The organism is Cobetia sp. 1AS1, assembly GCF_029846435.1.
In the GTDB taxonomy this organism is placed as follows: Bacteria; Pseudomonadota; Gammaproteobacteria; order Pseudomonadales; family Halomonadaceae; genus Cobetia; species Cobetia amphilecti.
The window spans coordinates 1-20,573 of the sequence record NZ_JARWKU010000009.1 but is presented as its reverse complement, the minus strand read 5'-3'; the positions used below and the strand labels follow the sequence as shown (position 1 = coordinate 20,573).

The 20,573-nt window shown below is 63.7% G+C and carries 15 protein-coding genes; 8 read left to right on the top strand and 7 right to left on the bottom strand.

What is annotated here, in order from left to right:
* Positions 1 to 108: 108 nt before the first annotated feature.
* The 6 genes from QD280_RS13820 to prfB form a co-directional block, all read right to left on the bottom strand.
* A complete protein-coding gene (locus tag QD280_RS13820; RefSeq protein ID WP_279834584.1) occupies positions 109 to 612 on the bottom strand; it encodes a GNAT family N-acetyltransferase in 504 nt (167 codons plus the stop codon).
* On the bottom strand, positions 609 to 1,580 hold the full coding sequence (locus QD280_RS13815) for a hypothetical protein (RefSeq protein ID WP_279839720.1): 972 nt from the start codon (positions 1,578 to 1,580) through the stop codon (positions 609 to 611). The genes QD280_RS13820 and QD280_RS13815 overlap by 4 nt, the downstream gene beginning before the upstream one ends.
* A 2-nt stretch (positions 1,581 to 1,582) precedes the next feature.
* Positions 1,583 to 1,894 carry a BolA/IbaG family iron-sulfur metabolism protein gene (locus QD280_RS13810; RefSeq protein ID WP_279839718.1) on the bottom strand — a complete coding sequence of 104 codons (312 nt, stop codon included), beginning with the start codon at positions 1,892 to 1,894 and terminating at the stop codon, positions 1,583 to 1,585.
* A gap of 237 nt (positions 1,895 to 2,131) precedes the next feature.
* Complete coding sequence (locus QD280_RS13805) at positions 2,132 to 2,515, bottom strand: hypothetical protein (RefSeq protein WP_043336300.1); 384 nt, start codon at positions 2,513 to 2,515, stop codon at positions 2,132 to 2,134.
* A 367-nt stretch (positions 2,516 to 2,882) separates the two neighbouring features.
* Positions 2,883 to 4,421 (bottom strand): lysine--tRNA ligase, encoded by a 1,539-nt coding sequence (lysS, locus tag QD280_RS13800; RefSeq protein WP_054556548.1) that lies wholly within the window; start codon positions 4,419 to 4,421, stop codon positions 2,883 to 2,885.
* A 164-nt stretch (positions 4,422 to 4,585) separates the two neighbouring features.
* Positions 4,586 to 5,684, bottom strand: a protein-coding gene (gene prfB, locus QD280_RS13795; RefSeq protein ID WP_107335890.1) for a peptide chain release factor 2 whose coding sequence is annotated in 2 segments (ribosomal slippage) — positions 4,586 to 5,608 and positions 5,610 to 5,684 — 1,098 coding nt in all. Because the reading frame shifts where the segments join, the coding sequence is not laid out codon by codon here.
* A 419-nt stretch (positions 5,685 to 6,103) separates the two neighbouring features.
* On the opposite strand from prfB, the gene QD280_RS13790 reads away from it, so the two are divergent.
* The 6 genes from QD280_RS13790 (at position 6,104) to QD280_RS13765 (ending at position 14,703) form a co-directional block, all read left to right on the top strand.
* Positions 6,104 to 7,729, top strand: a complete 1,626-nt coding sequence (locus tag QD280_RS13790; protein WP_279839715.1) for a peptide ABC transporter substrate-binding protein — start codon at positions 6,104 to 6,106, stop codon at positions 7,727 to 7,729.
* A gap of 152 nt (positions 7,730 to 7,881) precedes the next feature.
* Entirely contained in the window at positions 7,882 to 9,600 is a 1,719-nt protein-coding gene (locus QD280_RS13785; RefSeq protein ID WP_279839713.1) for a peptide ABC transporter substrate-binding protein, read from the top strand.
* Between the two features lie 59 nt (positions 9,601 to 9,659).
* The gene (oppB, locus tag QD280_RS13780; protein WP_043337152.1) at positions 9,660 to 10,586 is read left to right on the top strand and encodes an oligopeptide ABC transporter permease OppB; all 927 of its coding nucleotides are present in this window, start codon (positions 9,660 to 9,662) and stop codon (positions 10,584 to 10,586) included.
* A 14-nt stretch (positions 10,587 to 10,600) separates the two neighbouring features.
* A complete protein-coding gene (locus QD280_RS13775) occupies positions 10,601 to 11,524 on the top strand; it encodes an ABC transporter permease subunit (protein ID WP_107335886.1) in 924 nt (307 codons plus the stop codon).
* A gap of 147 nt (positions 11,525 to 11,671) precedes the next feature.
* A complete protein-coding gene (locus QD280_RS13770) occupies positions 11,672 to 13,267 on the top strand; it encodes an ABC transporter ATP-binding protein (protein ID WP_279839817.1) in 1,596 nt (531 codons plus the stop codon).
* 353 nt (positions 13,268 to 13,620) lie between these two features.
* Complete coding sequence (locus QD280_RS13765) at positions 13,621 to 14,703, top strand: porin (RefSeq protein WP_192839189.1); 1,083 nt, start codon at positions 13,621 to 13,623, stop codon at positions 14,701 to 14,703.
* A gap of 187 nt (positions 14,704 to 14,890) precedes the next feature.
* Here the strand turns inward: QD280_RS13765 and QD280_RS13760 are convergent, their stop codons facing one another.
* Entirely contained in the window at positions 14,891 to 16,144 is a 1,254-nt protein-coding gene (locus QD280_RS13760) for an outer membrane protein transport protein (RefSeq protein ID WP_279839710.1), read from the bottom strand.
* A gap of 443 nt (positions 16,145 to 16,587) precedes the next feature.
* Here QD280_RS13760 and QD280_RS13755 point away from each other — a divergent pair, with 443 nt between their 5' ends.
* Together QD280_RS13755 and QD280_RS13750 are read left to right on the top strand one after the other, a co-directional pair.
* Positions 16,588 to 17,043 (top strand): MerR family DNA-binding protein, encoded by a 456-nt coding sequence (locus QD280_RS13755; protein ID WP_192839191.1) that lies wholly within the window; start codon positions 16,588 to 16,590, stop codon positions 17,041 to 17,043.
* The gene (locus QD280_RS13750; RefSeq protein WP_347881973.1) at positions 17,040 to 19,850 is read left to right on the top strand and encodes a heavy metal translocating P-type ATPase; all 2,811 of its coding nucleotides are present in this window, start codon (positions 17,040 to 17,042) and stop codon (positions 19,848 to 19,850) included. Before QD280_RS13755 ends, QD280_RS13750 begins: the two co-directional genes overlap by 4 nt.
* The last annotated feature ends 723 nt before the right edge of the window (positions 19,851 to 20,573 follow it).

Sequence of the window (20,573 nt, the reverse complement as noted above, 5' to 3'; positions counted from 1 at the left end):
CATGAACAGGGCCTCATGGAAACGCCGCCAACAGGAGACTGTCGGCGGCGTTTTCGTGTCGGCACCAGCACCAGAGCGATGCCGGAGACCAAGACAGAAGGGCCAGGGTCACACCAGCGGCAGCGACATGAGCCAGGCATCTTCTCGCCCGCCATCCGCCAGCGGATAGTAGCCCTTGCGCACTCCATCCCGAGTAAAGCCGGCCTTCGCATAGAGGGCAGCGGCGGCGGCATTGCTGGCGCGCACCTCCAGCAGCAGGCGCTCAAGCCCCGAGTCACGTTGCCAGTCACGCGCCTGCGCGATGGCGGCGGCCAAAAGGCGTGCACCTACGCCCTGCCCGCGCTGCGCGGCGTGTACGGTGATCGCCTCGATCTCGGCCTCGAAGGGCCCGCGCGCCAGCACCACGAAGCCGATCAGCTCTGCGGTCGGCGACTCACAGGCCTGCCACCAGGCGCCCAGCACGCAGCGCGCGTCATCGTTGAGCACATCGACCAGCTGTGACTGGCTCAGGCCGTGTGCCTGGCTGGCCTCGATGGCCTCAAGCGCCGTCAGGGTCGCTTGATCATCGGCCAGCTCACGCAGCTCGAGGCGCCAGGCAGCTGACTCGCTCATGAGGCGTCCGTCTGCGGCGAGGCCGACTGCCACTCGCGCCCCCAGCGGATCAACAGCGGCCACAGCTTGCGCTTGGCCTCACTGGAGCGCGCCAGCGCCGACAATTCCGGCCCCTGCCAGACCGGCAGGTTCAGCAGACTGGAGGTCGCCTCGCCGCGCTCGGAAGCGGTGATGCCAAGCACCTCGCGCAGCGTCTCGCTGGCCTCATCGCTGCCGAAGATCAACAGCCGCTCCGGCTGCCAGCCGCGCCGCGCCGGGCCACTCAGGAAGGCATGCAATCCTTCGCGGGCTTCTTCGAGTGGCGAACTGGCCTTGAGGTTGGGCAACAGCGGCCAGCGGAAGTGGCTGAAGGTGAGCCCTGATGCCACCTCGATGCCGGCGGCGCGCCACAACGCCTTGAGCAAGGCTTCCCCTTCCAGATGCGGTGCCTCGTCACCGGGCAGCATGATCAACCAGCGCCCTTCCAGCGCCGCCAACTGAACGCTGAAGCGCAGTGGCGGCTTGTCTGCCGCTGGCGGCGTCACTGCCTCATCTGCTGCCGGAGCCTCGGCCGAGACCTGCGTCGGCGGCGTCCCCCACGAGGCGGTGCTGCTGGTCTCGGCAGCGCCGGGCGCCGGCGAGGCAGCCGCAGCGGGGGCTTCGACCGCCGCCGGCGCCATGCCCAGCAAGGCGCGTGCACTCGAGGCCGGAGAAGGCCCTGCCGGGCGTGGTGAAGCGCTGCCGGCCATGCCGCCACCCTGAGCAGAGGAGCCATGGCTGGCATCCGCCGTCTGGTGGGCAGCAGGCGGATGCGGCGCCTCATCGATCAGCGCATGCAGGCGCGCCTGAGGCGCGACCGCCTCCGCCGCTTGCGGCTCGGGCCAGTCACACGCTTGGGTGGGCAAGGCATTGGGCAGCTGATAGCGACCGACCCAGGCGGTCAGTCCCATCGCGTCCAGATATTGCAGGCGTTGCGGTTCAGGGGTCATGGTCAGTGCTTGCCGCCGCCCAGACAGTTGGGGGAATCCGGAATCTCGCCACCGCGTGCCGCCCACTCCTGCTCGGTGTACAGGTGCAGTGCCAGTGCGTGCACCGGGCCATCCAGCTCTTCGCTGAGCAAGGCATACAGCTGCTGGTGACGCTTGACCCGCGACAGGCCGCTGAAGCGATCGCTGACCAGGGTGACCTTGAAGTGGGTCTCGGAGTTGGCCGGCACGCTATGCATATGGCTCTCGTTGACGACTTCGACCATCAACGGGTCAAGCGTCGCGAGCTTGGTGTCTATCTGGGTCTGGATGCTCATGCGCAATCTCCTTGAAGGGGGGAAGCCGCACGACGGACATGCGGAAAATTGAGGGTGACGATGCGATCGCCACAACGCAAATGGCCTCGGGCATTTTGCCCGAGGCCATTGTAGCGCCTGTCGCCATCACTGACAGTCATTGCTGACGGCGCTTGCTGACAGCTCTCGCGGAAAGTGCGGCGACGGCGGCCATCACGCGTCTGACAATCGGCCAATCGGCGCGATCACACCGGAGATTCAGTCAAGATCGGCCAGCAGCTCGTCATCGACTTCGCTGACTTCCAGCGGCGCCTCGTCGTCCAGGTCGACCGCCAGATAGCTGTGCTCGACGGTCAGGAAGCGCTCGAAGAGTGCCTTGTCCATCGGCTCCGGCCAATGGCGGGTGTCTTCTTCCCAGGCGCGCAGCTCGCTTTCCAGCACGTCCAGCCAGCGCTCGGAGACGAAGCCATCCAGCGCCTCACGCGTGTCCATCTCGGGAATCAGGTAGACGGTGCTCTCCTGATTGACATCCTCCAGCGCCAGATCCTCGCCTCCCTCACCTTCGGATTCCAGCGAGTTGATCCAGTCGACAAACGCCTGGGTCGGCTTGACGCTCAGGGCGGAACGGTTAAGCAGCTTCATTCTGCACTCTCCAGGACATTCAGGGACAATTCCGAGACAGGACACACCGTGGATGGCAGAGCCGCTCATAAAGCAGGCACGCGATACGGGTGAGCCTCGAGGCATCCAGCGCGTCACCCTGGCAGTGCCAGGGCGCCAGCAGACTGGACGCCGACCATTATGGCCGCTCGCGGGCAACAAAGCCAAGCGCCACCTTGCCTCATCGGCACCGATCATGCCCCGCGAGGCACTCGTCGTCAGTCATTCGTGTGAGCCAGAGACCACAACGCCCCCGATCAGGGATCGGAGGCGTTGTGGGTGCCCTCAGCGTGGCCCGTCACGATGGCCCGTCATGATGCGCCATGAGGACGGGCTGGCGGCCGGCGGCTCAGCCCTGCTGCGGACGCATCGCCGGGAACAGCAGCACGTCGCGGATGGAGGCACTGTCGGTCAGCAGCATCACCAGACGGTCGATGCCAATGCCTTCACCGGCGGTCGGCGGCATGCCGTATTCCAGCGCGCGCACGTAGTCGGCGTCGTAGAACATGGCTTCGTCATCACCGGCGTCCTTCTCGGCCACCTGGGCCTGGAAGCGCTCGGCCTGGTCTTCGGCGTCGTTGAGCTCCGAGAAGCCATTGGCGATCTCGCGGCCACCGACGAAGAACTCGAAACGATCGGTCACGTGCGGGTTGGCATCGTTGCGACGCGCCAGCGGGCTGACTTCGGCCGGATATTCGGTGATGAAGGTCGGCTGGTCGAGACGGTGCTCGGCGACTTCCTCGAAGATCTCGGTCTCGAGCTTGCCCAGCCCCCAGATCGGCTTGACCTGGATACCGAGACGCTCGGCCGTGGCGCGCGCGGCGTCGTAATCGGCCAGGTCGGCCTCGGTGATGCCATCGCCGTACTTGATGATCGACTCGCGCATGGTCATCTGGATGAACGGCTGGCTCAGGTCGTACTCGCTGCCCTGACAGGTGATCTGCGTGGTGCCGAGCACTTCCTGGGCCGCGGTGCGGATCATGTCTTCGGTGAGCGCGATCAGGTCACGGTAGTCCGCGTAGGCCCAGTAGAACTCGAGCATGGTGAACTCGGGGTTGTGACGCGTCGACAGCCCTTCGTTGCGGAAGTTGCGGTTGATCTCGAACACGCGCTCGAAGCCACCCACCACCAGGCGCTTGAGGTACAGCTCCGGCGCGATGCGCAGGTACATTTCCATGTCCAGCGCATTGTGGTGCGTGATGAACGGACGTGCGGTCGCGCCACCCGGAATCTGCTGCAGCATCGGCGTCTCGACTTCCATGAAGCCACGATCGCTGAGGAAGCGACGGATGGAGGCGACGATGCCGGCACGCAGCGCGAAGGTGCGGCGAGACTGCTCGTTCATGATCAGGTCGACATAACGCTGGCGATAGCGCATTTCCTGATCGGACAGACCGTGGAACTTGTCCGGCAGCGGACGCAGGTTCTTGGTCATCAGCTGGGCGCTTTCGATCATGACGTACAGATCGCCCTTGCCGGATTTGTGCACCGGGCCACTGGCACCGACGATGTCACCGATATCCCAGCTCTTGATGTCCTCGAGCAGCGCTTCCGGCAGGCCCTTCTTGTCGACGTAGAGCTGAATCTGGCCGGAGACTTCCTGCAGCACGATGAAGGGGCCACGTTTGCGCATGATACGCCCGGCGACGGCGGCCTTGCGGTCCAGCGTCTCCAGCTCGGCCTTGTCCTTCTCGCCCAGCTCTTCCATCAGGTCAGCGGCGAGGCTGTCACGACGGAAATCATTCGGGAAGGCACTCTTGCCTTCGGCGGCGGCCTGCTCGCGGCGGGCGTTCAGCTTGGCGCGACGTTCGGCGATCAGGCGGTTCTCTTCCTGAGCCTGTTCGGCGGCCTGCTGCTCATCAATGGCGGGGGTCTGCTCTGTCGACATGGAGGGGCCTGTCTCGTGTCAAAGGGTCATGGCCTGGGCCACGACAGATCATGATCAGCCTGACGATTGTGACCATCAGGGCTGACCGCGATACGGGGATTCGTGGCCTCCGCCGGCGAGACCGGCGGAGGCGAATAGGCGCTGGGCCGCGAGGGTACTCGCGCTCAGAGCCCCATCTTGAGGCTGGCGACGATGAAGTCATCGAGGTCGCCGTCGAGCACCTTGTCACAGTTGCTCGACTGGACGCTGGTCCGCAGGTCCTTGATGCGCTGGTCATCGAGGACGTAGGAGCGGATCTGGCTGCCCCAGCCGATATCGGACTTGGAGTCCTCGAGTTCCTGCTTGGCGGCGTTGCGCTTCTGCATCTCGGCTTCGTAGATACGCGCCTTCAGCATCTTCATGGCGCGGTCACGGTTGGAGTGCTGGCTACGCTCGGTCTGGCAGGCCGCCACGATGCCTGTCGGCACGTGGGTGATACGTACCGCGGAGTCGGTGGTGTTGACGTGCTGACCACCGGCGCCGGAGGAGCGATAGGTATCGGTGCGCAGGTCGGCCGGATTGATGTCGATCTCGATGTTGTCATCGATTTCCGGCGACACGAACACGGACGCGAACGAGGTGTGACGACGGCCGCCGGAGTCGAAGGGACTCTTGCGGACCAGACGATGCACGCCAAGTTCGGTACGCAGCCAACCGAAGGCGTAATCACCCTCGACGTGGATGGTCGCGGACTTGATGCCGGCGACTTCACCGGCGCTCGCCTCGACGATCTCGGTCTTGAAACCGTGATGCTCGGCCCAGCGCAGGTACATGCGCAGCAACATGTTGCCCCAATCCTGCGCTTCGGTACCGCCAGAGCCTGCCTGGATGTCGAGGTAGGCGTTGTTGGCGTCCATCTCACCCGAGAACATGCGGCGGAACTCGAGCTTCTCGAGACTGGCCTTGAGCTGGTCCAGCTCGCGGACGACTTCGTCCACGGTGCCTTCGTCTTCTTCCTCGACCGCCATTTCCAGCAGGTCGGAGCAGTCGGACAGACCGTTGCTCATGTCGTCGAGGGTCTTGACGACCAGCTCCAGCGACGCACGTTCCTTGCCGAGCTTCTGCGCGTAGTCCGGGTCATTCCAGACATCCGGATTCTCGAGCTCGCGTGTGACTTCCTCTAGCCGATCCTGCTTTTCGGCATAGTCAAAGGTACCCCCTCAGGACTTCTGCCCTTTCGGACAGGTCCTTGATGAGGTTGGTGATCGGATTGATCTCTTGCATGGTCGTCCTGTCTTGAGGCGATGATGCGTGAATGGGTGCGCGGCGATCCTGTCGCAAGCGACGGGCTCCGCCACATGCCACCCGAGGGTGGATGTGCAGATCGACAGCGCGCAAAGCCCGATATTGTAGCCATTTCCCGGCGTGGCGACCATGCCCGGCCCATCATCCGTGGCCAGCGGGCAAGCGACGGCTCTCGGCTGCCAGGCATGCCGCCCATCAGCGGGCAGGCGACGAATACGACCAAAGTCATTCAAAGGCCCGTCAGCCCCGAATGGCCCGAGTTTCCACGCCTTGCATGACGTTTATCGAATGCATGCATAAGCCATCCATTTTTTAACATGGACAGCCGGCAGGAAAAGATTCGATGGTAGAAGGCGACACTCGTATTACCCCTAACAACAATAGCGAGCCTCCCTATCATGGCACGACTGTACTCCCCCTCTCACACCCCGGCGCTCCCCGGACGCTTCGCGCTCAAACGCCTGGCAGGTTCTCTGCTGCTGGCCGGGGGCATCGTTGCCTCCCAGGGCATCATGGCCGACACGCTCAAGCTGGCGATCATGGGTGAACCGGCCTCGCTGGACCCGCAGCAGATCTCCGGCACCTGGGAAAATGACGTGGTGGGCGACCTCTTCGAGGGCCTGGTCACCGAAGCCGCCGATGGCGAGCGCATCCCCGGCGCGGCCGAGTCGTGGCAGATTTCCGACGATGGCAAGACCTATACCTTCACGCTGCGCGAGAACGGCAAGTGGTCAGACGGTGAGCCGGTGACCGCCGAGGACTTCGTGTACGCGCTCAAGCGCATCATGACGCCGGAAAATGCCTCGGATTACGCCTACATCCTGTATCCGATCAAGAACGCCAAGGCCATCAACAGCGGCGAGGCCGAGCCGGACACCCTCGGCGTGCGTGCCGTGGATGATCATACTCTCGAGATCACCCTCGAGCGCCCGACGCCCTACTTCCTGGATCAGCTGTCGCACTACACCGCCTACCCGCTGCCGAAACATGTGGTGGAGAAGTACGGCAAGGACTGGACCGACCCCGGCAAGATGGTCTCCAACGGTGCCTTCGAGCTGAGCGAGTGGCAGCCGCAGACCCGCATCGTCGCGCTCAAGAATCCTGAGTTCCACGATGCCAGGGAGGTCGCGCTGGATGAGGTGATCTACTACCCCATCGAGGAGCGCAACAGCGCCCTGAAGCGCTTTCGCGCCGGCGAGATCGACATCGCGCGTGAATTCCCGACCCAGCAATACGGCTGGCTGAAGGACAACCTGCCGGACGCCACCCACGTCGCGCCCTACCTGGGCATCTACTACTACGTGCTCAACTCACGCGATGGCCATGCCACCGCAGACCCGCGCGTGCGCGAGGCGCTCAACCTCTCCATCCGCCGCAAGGTCATCACCGACAAGATTCTCGGCACCGGTGAAGTGCCGGCCTACAGTTTCGTGCCCACCGGCGTGAACCATTACGACATCCAGGAGATGCCCTTCAAGGACATGTCGATGGATGAGCGCATGCAGAAGGCCAGGTCCCTGATGGAAGAGGCTGGCTACGGCCCGGACAATCCGCTGGAGCTGACCCTGCGCTACAACACCAGCGAAGACCACAAGAAGGTGGCCATCGCCGCCGCCGCGATGTGGAAGCCGCTGGGCGTGAAGGTCAATCTGCTGAACGCCGAAGTCGCGGTGCACTACGAGGACATGCGCCAGGGCAAGTTCGATGTCGGCCGCGCCGGCTGGATCGGCGACTACAACGACGCCCAGAACTTCCTCAACCTGCTGGAAAGCGGCGTGCCCAACAACTACGGCGCCTATTCCAACAGTGCGCTGGATGACGACATGCACAAGGCCGCCAATACGCTCGACATGGAGGATCGCGAGGCGCTGATGCAGGACGCCGAGCGCAAGGCGCTGGATGACTACGCCGTGCTGCCGATCTACTACTACGTGTCGCGCAATCTGGTGAACCCCAAGCTCAGCGGCTGGAAGAACAACATCGAGGATACTCACCGCTCGCGCTGGGTCTCGTTCTCCGAGTGATGCCGATCGTCGACGCTCTCCCGAGGCGCTGATACCCGCCTTCGACCACAGCGGCCGAAGGCAGGCATCAGCGGCACAGAGCGTCAGTCCGCCAGGGAATGGCCAAGACACGTCGTCACCCCGCCCCGGGGTGGCGACAAGGAGCACGCCGCATGCATCTCTCATCTCATTTCAAGCGCCCATCGGGCGCTGGACTTCGTGTACCTGCACGTCGCTGGCAGCGTCACTTGTCTCGCCTGCTGCTGACGACTCTGTGCATTGTCCCGACCGTCGTCGCGCCCAGAATCATGGCCGCGAGCGAGGGGACCGGTGCGGCAAGTGTCGCAGGTGCCTCTCAAGAACACTCCTCTGACGCTTCGCAGGTATTGCGCATCGCCAATGGCGCCGAACCGGCGTCACTGGACCCACAACAGACCAGCGGTACCTGGGAGACGCGCATCACACGTGATCTATTCGAACCGCTGATCGCCTACTCCGCCGATGGCAAGCTGGTGCCCGGACTGGCGGAACACTGGGAGTCGTCCGCCGATGGGCTGACCTGGACCTTCCATCTGCGCGAGGGGCTCGAATGGTCAGACGGCACGCCGCTGACCGCCGAGGATGCCGTCTTCGCGCTGCGCCGCCTGCTGACTCCCGCCACCGCGGCCCACAACGCCACGCTCTACTACCCGATCGTCAATGCCCGCGCGGTGAATACCGGTGCGCTGGCGCCGGAGAAGCTTGGCGTGACCGCGCCCGACGCGCAGACGCTCACCATCACCCTCAGTCACCCCTCGGCGACGCTGGAGCAGACGCTGGCGATGAGCGAAGCCGCCCCGCTGCCACGCCATGTGATCGCGGCCAAGGGCGCTGACTGGACGCGGCCGGCCAACATGGCCACCTCGGGCGCCTTCGTGCTCAAGACCTGGTCGCCCCAGGCCGAGATTCGCCTGACGCCCAATCCGCGCTATCACGCGGCGGACACGGTCGCGCTCGATGAGGTGGTCTACCTGCCCATCGAGGAGAGTCATGCCGCGCTCAATCGCTTCCGCGCCGGCGAGGTCGAGATCGCCTACGGCGTACCCGCCAGCCATTACACCTGGATCCAGGACAATCTGGCCGCTGCCCTGCAGACCTACCCGATCCTCGGCGAGTACTTCTATGTCTTCAATCTGCGCGAGGGCTCGCCGGTGGCCGACCAGCGCATTCGTCGCGCGCTGAATCTGGCCACGCGCCGTGAGGTGATCACCGAGCGCATTCTCGGCATGGGCCAGATTCCCTCCTGGCACTTCGTGCCGAAGGCATTGGGTGAGCATCAGGGCGCGCGCTTCGACTTCGCTGACTGGTCGATGGACCGACGCATGGCGAAGGCGCGTGAGCTGATGGCAGACGCGGGCTACGGCCCGGATACCCCGCTTGAGCTGACGCTGCGCTACAACACCCTGGAAGACCACAAGAAGATCGCCGTGGCCCTGGGGGCGATGTGGAAACCGCTGGGCGTGAAGGTGACGCTGACCAATACCGAGGCCGCGGTGCATTACCGCGATCTGGCGCTGGGCGATTTCGAGGTCGGCCGTTACGGCATGATCGCCACCATCGCCGATGCCTACGACTTCCTGAACGCCTTCAGCAGCGACAACACCTCCAACGCGCCCGGGCTCAGCTCGCCGACCTACGATGCGCTGATCGAGGCGGCGGCACGTGAAGGAGACGTCGGCACCCGCCAGCGCCAGCTCCACGACGCCGAGCAGTATCTGCTCGACAACGATGTGGTGCTGCCGCTCTACGACTATGTCACCTCCAGTCTTGTCGATCCCGCCATCAGCGGCTGGGCGCCCAATGCGCTGGACGTGCACCCGAGTCGCTATCTGCAGCTCGATACCTCGCACTGACAGACGACAGTCACCAATAACAACGACATACCCGGGCAGCGGCCCGGACGGAGCACTGGATGCTGAGCTACACCCTCAAACGGTTGCTGCAGGCGATTCCCACCCTGCTGATCGTGATCACCCTGTCGTTCTTCCTGATGCGAGTCGCCCCGGGCGGCCCCTTCGATGGCGAGCGCCGTCTGCCCCCGGAAATCGAGCAGAACCTGCGCGCGGCCTATCACCTGGATGAGCCATTGCCGATGCAGTATCTGCGCTATCTGGGTGATCTGGTGCAGGGCGATCTCGGCCCGTCCTTCAAGTACAAGGACTTCGATGTCAGCGAGCTGATCAGCCAGGGCTTCCCGGCCAGTCTGGAGCTGGGCATGTGGGCGATTCTGGCCGCGCTGCTGATCGGGGTGCCGCTGGGGGTGATCGCGGCCATCCGGCGCAACTCGACGGCGGATTACGTGGTGATGAGTACTGCGCTGGCGGGGATCGCGGTGCCCAATTTCGTGATCGCCCCGCTGCTGGCGCTGGTGTTCGGCGTGCTGCTCGGCTGGCTGCCGGCCGGCGGCTGGAACGGCGGCGCCTGGCAGAACCTGCTGCTGCCGGTGGTGGCGCTCTCCATCCAGCAGATCGCCTACATCGCCCGCATGATGCGCGCCAGCATGATCGAGGTGCTCGGCAGCCACTACATCCGCACCGCCCGCGCCAAGGGGCTGAGCGAGTGGAAGGTGATTCTGCGCCATGCATTGCGACCGGCGATGCTGCCGGTGGTCTCCTACCTCGGCCCGGCCATCGCCGGCATCATCACCGGCTCGGTGGTGATCGAGCAGATCTTCGGCATTCCCGGCATCGGGCGCTATTTCGTGCAGGGTGCGCTCAATCGTGACTACACCCTGGTGATGGGCACGGTGGTCTTCTATGGCGCCTTGATCCTGCTGCTCAACCTGATCGTCGACCTGCTCTACAGCATGCTCGACCCGCAGATCCGCTACGACGACTGACCCGAGGCCCTGACATGTCACAGACAACTCCCGCTCCCCACGGCACCGGCGGTGCCAGTGCCTTCGACGGCCAGCCCCCTGCAGCACCGGCAGGCGACAGCCTGACCCGCGACGCCTGGCGTCGTCTCAAGCAGAACCGCGCTGCCATGTGCAGCCTGGTGGTGATGGCCGTCATCGTGCTGGCCTGCCTGATCGGCCCGTGGCTGACGCCCTTCGAACTCGACGAGGTCGACTGGAACGCCATCGGCACCGGCCCGGACCTGGCCTCCGGCCACGTCTTCGGCACCGACGTCAACGGCCGCGACCTGCTGACCCGCACCCTGCATGGCGGCCAGATCTCGCTGTCGGTGGCGCTGGTCGCCACCTTCGTCAGCCTGGTGATCGGCGTGCTCTACGGCGCCGTCTCCGGCTACTTCGGCGGACGCACCGACAACCTGATGATGCGCTTCGTCGACATCATGTATTCGCTGCCGTTCATGTTCCTGGTGATCCTGCTGATGGTGGTGTTCGGTCGCAACATCTTCCTGATCTACGCCGCCATCGGCGCGGTGGAGTGGCTGGACATGTCGCGCATCGTGCGCGGCCAGGTCTTGGCGCTCAAGAAGCGCGAATTCGTCGAGGCGGCGCATGCACTCGGCGTTCGTGACCTGCAGGTCGTGACTCGTCACCTGATTCCGAACGCGCTGGGCCCAGTGATCGTCTACGTCACGCTGACGGTACCCAAGGTCATCCTGCTGGAAAGCTTCCTGTCGTTCCTCGGCCTCGGCGTGCAGGAACCGCTGACCTCATGGGGCGTGTTGATTTCCGAAGGCAAGGACATGATGGAGACCGCCCCCTGGATGCTGCTGGTGCCCTCGGCCTTCCTCGCCGCGACCCTGTTCTGCCTCAACTTCCTCGGCGATGGGCTGCGTGATGCCCTCGACCCCAAGACTCGCTGAACCGGAGCGCTGATCATGACTTCTTCACCCTCTACCTCCGGCACCTCCTCCAGCCTGCCGCCAGCACGCAACTCCGCCGACCAGGCCCGCGCCGACACCCTGACCCGCCTGGGGCTGGCGACCGAGGCGCCGGGCACGCCACCGCTGATGGAGATCGATGACCTCAAGGTCGACTTCCAGCTGCCGGACGGCGCGGTACCCGCCGTCAAGGGCGTCAGCTTCACTCTCAACAAGGGCGAGACGCTGGCGCTGGTCGGCGAGTCCGGCTCCGGCAAGTCGGTCACGTCCACCGCCATCCTGCGCCTGCTGCCGGAACTCGCCGAGATCAAGGGCGCCATCCGCCTGCGCGGCGAAGACCTGCTGAGTGCCTCGACGCGGCGCATGCGCGAGCTGCGCGGCAATCGCATCGCTACCGTCTTCCAGGAGCCGATGACCTCGCTCAATCCGCTGCACCGCATCGGGCGCCAGATCATCGAGGTACTGGCACTGCATCGTGACCTCAAGGGCCGCGCGGCTCGCCACAAGGCGCTGGAACTGCTCGAGCAGGTCGGCATTCCGGAGCCGGCGCGACGTATCGACAGCTATCCCCACGAGCTGTCCGGTGGCCAGCGTCAGCGCGTGATGATCGCCATCGCGCTGGCCTGCGAGCCGGACCTGCTGATCGCCGATGAGCCGACCACCGCGCTGGATGTCACGGTGCAGGCGCAGATCCTGCGGCTGCTCAAGTCGCTGCAGCAGCGCTACGGCATGGCAATCCTGTTCATCACCCACGACCTGAGCATCGTGCGCCACTTCGCGGACCGCGTCTGCGTGATGCGTCACGGCGAGCTGCTGGAAACCGGCGCCACCCACGACGTCTTCGAGAGCCCGCAGCACGCCTACACCCGCATGCTGATCGATGCCGAACCGGCCGGCGAGAAGGCCCCGGTGGCCGCAGATGCGCCAGTGCTGCTGTCGGCGCGCGATGTGCGTGTCAGCTTCACCATCAAGCGTCCGCTGTTCGGCCCCAAGGTCGCCTTCGAGGCGGTGCGCGGCATCGATCTCGAGGTGCGACGCGGCCAGACCATCGGCATCGTCGGCGAGTCCGGCTCCGGCAAGTCGACGCTGGGGCGCGCCCTGCTGCGCCTGCTCAAGAGCCAGGGCCAGATCAGCTTCGATGGCGTCGATATCATGCCGCTGGACAAGTCAGGCATGCGCCCCTTGCGCTCGCGCATGCAGGTCGTCTTCCAGGACCCCTTCGGCTCCCTGTCACCGCGCCTGACCGTGGGCGAGATCATCAGCGAAGGCCTGCGCGTGCACCACCCCGAGCTCAATCGCGCCCAGCGCGATGCGCGGGTCTGCGACGCCCTGAGCGAGGCCAGCCTCGACCCCGGCATGCGCAATCGCTATCCGCATGAGTTCTCCGGCGGTCAGCGCCAGCGCATCGCCATCGCCCGCGCCCTGGTGCTCAAACCGGAATTCCTGCTGCTGGACGAGCCGACCTCGGCGCTGGACCGCTCGGTACAGGTCACGGTGATCGACCTGCTGCGCGACCTGCAGGCGCGCCATGGCCTGACCTATCTGTTCATCAGCCATGACCTGGCGGTCGTGCGTGCGCTGTCAGACCATCTCATCGTGATGAAGGAAGGCGAGGTGGTGGAAAGCGGCAGTACCCACGCCATCTTCGAGGCACCCCGTGAGCATTATACGCGTGAATTGATGCAGGCCGCCTTCGCCCCAGACCTGGGCCAGACGCACCACTGACACCCTGAAAAGACGACATGCCTGATGGGCGCTGCAGCGCCCATCAAGACCCCGCCTTGCCTGAGAAAAGGCGCAGGGCCTCATCACTGCCTGTCTGAAGGGTGGCGATGAGCGCCCGGCCTCGCCCCGGGCAAGGGCAGCCGAGTCGCTCACACGAATCGACATTGGCTGCCAACCGGGTGCTTGCACCCGACCGAGGCCGGAGCAGGATGCTCCGGCATTACCCACACCGATGGAAAGACATGCACAGGATGACGATGCAACCTACAACAACAGCCAGCATCCCCCTTCACACTCACTCACGACTGCGTCACGCGATTGGCGCAGCCCTGCTCGGCACGGGACTGCTGAGCATGAGCCCCATGGCCCAGGCCATCGAGGTCTACAAGACGGATACCGACCGCGTCGAGTTCAGTGGCCGCCTGGCGGCGTTTGCGGTGATCCAGGATGGCGCACACGATGATATCTACAACGGCGGCTCGCGGGTGCGCCTGATCCACGAGCATCAGTTCGAGCAGGGCTGGAGCTCCATCATCCGCGCCGAATGGGGCTTCGATCCCTGGTTCAAGGACGGCACCGATGCTCACTACAAGCGCATGCTCTATGCCGGAGCGGCCCACGAGAAATGGGGCAGCTTCACGGTCGGCAAGCAGTATGGCCCCTGGTACGACATGGTGGCCGTCAACACCGACTGGTTCTGGATCAATGGTGGCGAGGCGTCCGGCACCTTCGAAGGCCGCAGCGGTGACGGCGGCCTGCATGGCACGGGGCGGCCGGACAACTCGCTCTACTGGAAGAAGGGCTTCGACGATGTCACTGTCGGCCTGCTCTACCAGCTCGGCCATGATGGCCAGCACAGCAACGAGACCTCACTCTTCGAGGATGGCGTCTTCACCACCGAGACCGAGTATTCGGGGTATGAGCGTGACTACAGCTATGAGGCCGCGCTCAACTGGCACCCGAACGAGGACTTCACGGTGGGCGGGGTCTTCCACCATACGGAGCTGAGCGACTACGAGAGCGGCAACAGCGAGAACGGCGATATCGATGCCTGGCTGCTCGGCGGTCACTGGTCACCGGGCAACTGGTACATCGCCCTCGTCGGCGGGGAGTATCGCAACCATATCGCCGGCAGCACCCTGGACTCCTCGGAAGATTTCGTCGACAAGGCGCGCGGCGCGGAATTCGTGGTCAACTACAAGTTCAAGGAGGTCATCTGGGGCGATGACAGTGTCGAGCTCTACGGTGGCTTGAATCACCTGGAGGACGCCGACAGCGAAGCACGCTACGCCTATCAGATTCTGGGCGCGGCCTGGCGGGTCAAGGACCTGACGCTGGCCACCGAGTATCGCTTCGACAACAGCCGCCAGTCAGACGGCAGCGAGTACAGCGCCGACCGCGACCAGCTGATGTTCCTGGCGCGTTACGACTTCTGATCGACATGTCAGACGCTGGTGACGGTTCGCCAATGCTCGCGCTGAGGCGATAGTTCCGCCCTTGCCTGATGAAGCCGGCAGGGACGACAAGAAAACGCCCGGTCATATGACCGGGCGTTTCTGTATCGGTTGTATCGGTTGTATCGGTTGTCCCGAGACCAGCTCAGCGTTTCAGCCGCTGACGTACTCAGAAGCGATAGGTCGCGCCGAGACCGAAGCCATGCGCTTCATTCTCGTAATCGGCTTCATAGGTGCCACGGTTGGGCTCGCTCAGGCTGACGGTGGCCGTCTCTTCCCACAGGTAGGTGTAGGCCATGTCGATGGTCAGCTCCGGCATCGGCGTCCAGCCGGCCCCCAGCGAGAAGATGGTGCGATCACCGGACGGGATACGCGCGCTGCGATGCTCATCCACGGTCGGGCTGTCATCGAAGGCCATGCCGGTGCGCAGCACCCACTGCGGATTGAGCTGATAGCTCAGACCGACCGCGTACTGCCAGCTGTCCTCGTAGCCCTGCTCCTCGACGATGTCGCTCATGTTGTCGACTTCCACCGCGATCTCGTCGAAGCGGCTCCAGTGCACCCAGGTCACGCCCGCCATCAGCGTCCAGCGATCATCCAGCTTGTGCGTCACGGAGAAGTCGATGCTTTCCGGCAGGGTCACGTCCAGCGACGCATCCTGCTCGGTATTCGCGAAGCCCGCGCCAGTGAAGACATTGTTGTACTTGGCCTCGCCGTCCAGGCTGTAATCCACCTTGGAGCGATAGGACAGACCGAGACGGGTACTTTCCACCGGCTGGAAGATGACCCCGACGTTGTAGCCCCAGGCGGCATCGTCGCCCTTGATCTTGACCTTGCCATCGCCTGCGCCGGCATCGAGAGTATTCGACGTCAACTCACCCTTGATACTGTTGTAGGTCACACCGGCGCCGATGGCCCACTTGTCATTGATGCGGTAGGAGATGGTCGGCTGGGCGGTGACCACCTCGACTTCACTGTAATTGGCGAAATAACGGCCGCGGAAATCAGAACCATAATCGGTGATCACACCATAGGGCGCGTAGACCCCGAAGCCCAGTGCTACCCGATCATTCATCGGCTGCACGTAATAGAAGGAAGGCACTGCCGCCCCCGGCACCATGTCACCGTCATCTCCGCCAGAGACTGGCCGACCGAGTGCATCGTTCGCGCTGGCGACATCAATATCGGTATTGACGTCCAGATAGGTCACACCGCCGGTGATCTGGGCACGATCCAGGAAGGACATGCCGGCCGGATTGCCGAACACGGTGGAGGCATCATTGGCATTCGAGGCGCGCCCGGCGAAGGAGGTGCCCTGGGTACTGACACTCTGCTCGTTCAGCTGGAAGGCCCCCGCGTGAACGCCACCGGCATAAGCCGTGGCTACCGTTGCCAGAGCGACCCCGAGGGTGAGTTTGTTCATCTTGTTTTTCATTATGGATGGCGTCCCATTGCAGGTGGCTGGAGAGCCGCATGTTGTTGTTATCATTCGTTGATGCATAGCTCTGTCATCTACGTTTTGGGCGAGTCGTGCGTTCAAGTCAAGGGCGAACGTTTGTTTGAATAGGGAGATTTCTAGTATTCAGGGAACTTTCATTCATGTCTGCACTGTCACGTGCTGCTAAGCCCATGACCTGACGACGATTTAGTGCCTTGTCGCCAGCGTTTAAAACACGACAACCTCCTCTGCTCCCCTCTCTAGCCTATTGGTCGAACATCAGCTTTTTCGTATGTATCGGCTCGCTTGACCTATGTGCAACACATAAGTCTTACACTGATGACCAGTCACGGAACATTGGCTGCCGACAGACCTTCAGGGCAGCCGAATGCTCTCTCCGCCACCCTTGATCACCAGGAGATGATGCAATGAAAGTCGCTGAACTGGCCCGCGCGGGGGGCGTCACCGCCGAAACCGTTCGCCATTACACGCGCCAGGGGCTGATCACGGCCCGACGTGATCCCGTCAACAACTACCAGCGCTTCGATGAGCAGGCGCTGGTACGCCTCAAATTCATCAGTCAGGCACGCCAGCTGGGCTTCAGCCTTGCCGACATCAAACAGATTCTCGAGCAGGCGGACCAGCACGACTCGCCGTGCCCGCTGGTGCGTGACCTGCTGCGACAGCACCTGCCGAGAGTGCGCGAGCGCATTCGTGAGCTGGAATCCCTCGCAGAGCGCATGGAGCATGCGCTGGATTGCTGGCAGGACCTGCCGGATGGCGTGCCGGACGGCAACAGCGTGTGCTGCCTGATCGAAGGCTTTCCGCAGGACGTGCCCGACACCGCTTCCACTTCCAAACGCCGCGACGGGGGGCAATCATGATGACCACATCACTTCCCGAGACACGCCTTCTGCATGCGCCAGGCATCCATTGTCAGGGCTGTGTCGGCAGGATTCGTCGTGCTCTGCAGGCGCAGGACCCGCAGGCCGAGTTGCTCGGCGCGCCTGACGCAGAGCTGTTGCTGATGCACAGCCAGCTGTCATCCACGGCACTGCAGGAAGTCGCAGACGACTGCGGCTACCCCCTCAAGGAGGAAGCCCTGCCGGAACGCGCTCATCACGATCTGTCGGTGTACGGCATGCACTGCCAGAAGTGCGTCGCCAGATTGCGCGAGGCCATCCAGCACTGGGATGACACCGCGCAAGTCACTGGCACGCCGAAAGAAGACACTCTCGACGTGGACACCTGTCTGCCGCGCGGGCTGCTCGAGAGAATCATTCTCGAGACAGACTATTCGCTTGAGGCCCCCGCCGAGGAGGATGAAGCTCAAGTCGCGCCGGCTGCTGATACGCCGGCCGTTGCAAACAAGGCAGCGACTGAGAGCCAGCCAACCGATAGCGCAAGCACCGAGTTCTCACTGTCCGGCGTCACCTGCGCCAGCTGCGTGGCGACGATCCAGAAGGCACTGGATGGCCTGGACGGAGTTGAGCAGGCGCAGGTCAACTTCGCCTCGCGCACCGCCCAGGTCACGAGCCGCCTCACTCCTGACGAGATCGTCTCGGCCATCGAAGGTGTCGGCTACGGGGCGAGCCTGGTGGAAGACGCCCAGGCCGGTGAGCAGCAACAGCAAGAGGACGCCGATCAGGAATATCACTCTCGTGTCCGTGACAGCGTGCTGTCACTGGGCATCGGCATCCCTCTGATGATCAGCATGTTCTTCCATCATCCCGGCTTCGAGGGGCTCGAGCGCGGGGTGTGGCTGGCGATCGGCGTCGCCGTGCTGGGCGTGCTCGCCACGGCAGGACGCAGCTTCTTCACCAGCGCTTGGAAGGCCTTCACGCACCATCAGGCCAACATGGATACGTTGGTGGCGCTCGGTACCGGGGCGGCATGGCTTTACTCCATGGGCGTGCTGCTGTTTCCCGACAGGGTGCCCCCGGCGGCGCGCGGGCTCTACTTTGAAGCCTCGACCATGATCATCGGCTTGATCAGTCTGGGGCAGGCGCTGGAAGTCCGCGCCCGGGGCCGCACTCAGCAGGCGCTGCGCGCGCTGCTGGATCTGCAGACCCGCACGGCCCGCGTGATCCGCGACGGGGAAGAGCGCGAGATCGATATCAACGAGGTCCGCAGCGGGGACCAGGTGCGCATTCGCCCCGGTGAGCGCATCCCGGTGGATGGCCGGGTCATCGAGGGCCAGAGCCACATCGATGAATCGATGCTCAGCGGTGAGCCACTGCCCGTGTCACGCGGTATCGGCGACGAGGTAGCCGCCGGTACGCTCAATACACGTGGCAGTCTGGTCTTCGAGGTCGAGCGCGTCGGTAGCGAGACGCGCCTGGGCCGCATCATCAGCCAGGTGCGTCAGGCGCAGAATTCGCGCCCGCCGATCGGCCGGCTGGCTGACACCATTTCCGGCGTATTCGTGCCCAGCGTGATGATCATCGCCATCGTCGCGGCGCTGGTATGGTTCAACTTCGGACCTGCGCCGACCGGCGTGCATATGCTGGTGGTCGCGACGGCGGTACTCGTCATCGCCTGCCCGTGTGCGCTGGGCCTGGCGACGCCGATCTCGACCATGATCGGGGTCGGCAAGGCGGCGGAACATGGCGTGCTGGTACGCAGCGGTGAGGCACTGCAGACCGCCAGTCGCTTGACCGCGCTGGTGGTCGACAAGACCGGCACCCTGACACGCGGCAAGCCGGAGGTCACCGAGGTCTCGCTCCTCGAAGGGGAAGACGAGGAAGCCGTACTGGATGCAGCACATGCACTGGAGAGGGGCTCCGAGCACCCGCTGGCCGCGGCACTGCTGGCACATATCGAAGCCAGACGTCCCGAAGCCTCGCGCAGCAAGGCCTTCCATGACTACCAGACCATCAGCGGACGCGGCATTCAGGCCCAGGACGATGCAGGGCGCACCTGGCGCATGGGCAACGCTGCCATGCTGGAAGAGGCAGGTATCAGCCTAGCCCCTCTCAGCGAGCAGATCACAGCGCTGGAAGACAATGCGCGCACCCTGATCCTGATGGCTCGCGACGATGAATTGCTCGCCGTCTTCGGGCTGGCCGACCCGCTACGTGACGATAGCCGCGATGCCATCGCTCGCCTGCATGCCATCGGCCTCAAGGTGATCATGCTGACCGGTGACAACCCTCACACGGCAGCGGCCGTGGCGCGCGAGACCGGTATCGATGATTACCGTGCCGGCGTCTCACCGGATGACAAGCACGACGAGATCGCGCGGCTGCAGCAGGAAGGTCATGTGGTGGGAATGGTCGGCGATGGCATCAATGATGCCCCGGCGCTGGCGCTGGCCGATGTCGGTTTCGCGATGGGCGAAGGTACCGACGTTGCCATCGAGACCGCCGGTATCACGTTGATGCAGCCGTCGCTGGGCGGGGTCGCGGATGCGATCGCGATCAGCCAGGCCACCCTGCGCAACATCAAGCAGAACCTGGTGGGGGCCTTCGGCTACAACCTGATCGGCATCCCGATTGCCGCAGGCATCCTCTATCCCTTCACGGGCATGTTGCTGTCACCGGTCATCGCGGGGCTGGCCATGTCCCTGTCCTCGATCACCGTCGTGACCAATGCCAATCGTCTGCGTCGATATACGCCCCCGAGTGCAGCTGGATCCGCAACGAGTAACCCCGAGAATGCCGCCACCACCTCACAAGGAGCGTCAGCATGATCTGCATGGCCATCAATCTGCTAGGGTTCGGCCTGATCGCCGCCATTGTCTGGTGGTTCTGGCTCGCCAAGTCATGAAACACACTCCAGGCCTTGCTCTGTAGTCGCTGAAATCGAGCAAGATGATTGCACAAGACAATCGCGCAAGTTCATCATTTCAAAGCCCTGTCACACGCTGTGTGGCAGGGCTTTTTCGTGACAGTTTTCTGATCAAAAGCGCACCAGACGGCTCTCGCAAGACTCGCAACGATAGCGCTCATGGCATGCCGCCCAGTGGCTCCGAGACCCGTGTCACCCAACAGCACACTGGAGAGAAAGCAGCTGCCGCGAGTTCGTATGGATAGCTCCTGCACTGACGAATCTTGAGTTTTCCACAACCGCTTTGCTCTTCTTTACCCCGCGCATCACTTCTTTACCCCGCTCGACCAAGGCGCCGAGAATGCAAAAACGCCCCTGCCACATCAGTGACAGGGGCGCTTCCTTTGAGCTTCTTTCTGCACAGCGGATCTGCTGACGTCTCTATGCGTGCCTTTCCACACAACTCACACATGTCACACATGGCTTATCCCACGCATGACCTTCGCGCCTATGATTTTTCCTGCGCACAAAGAGAACCGCCCCTGTAGCAAGGCTACAGGGGCGGTTCAGTATAAGTGCCTGACGATGACCTACTCTCACATGGAGAAACTCCACACTACCATCGGCGCTAAGCGGTTTCACTTCC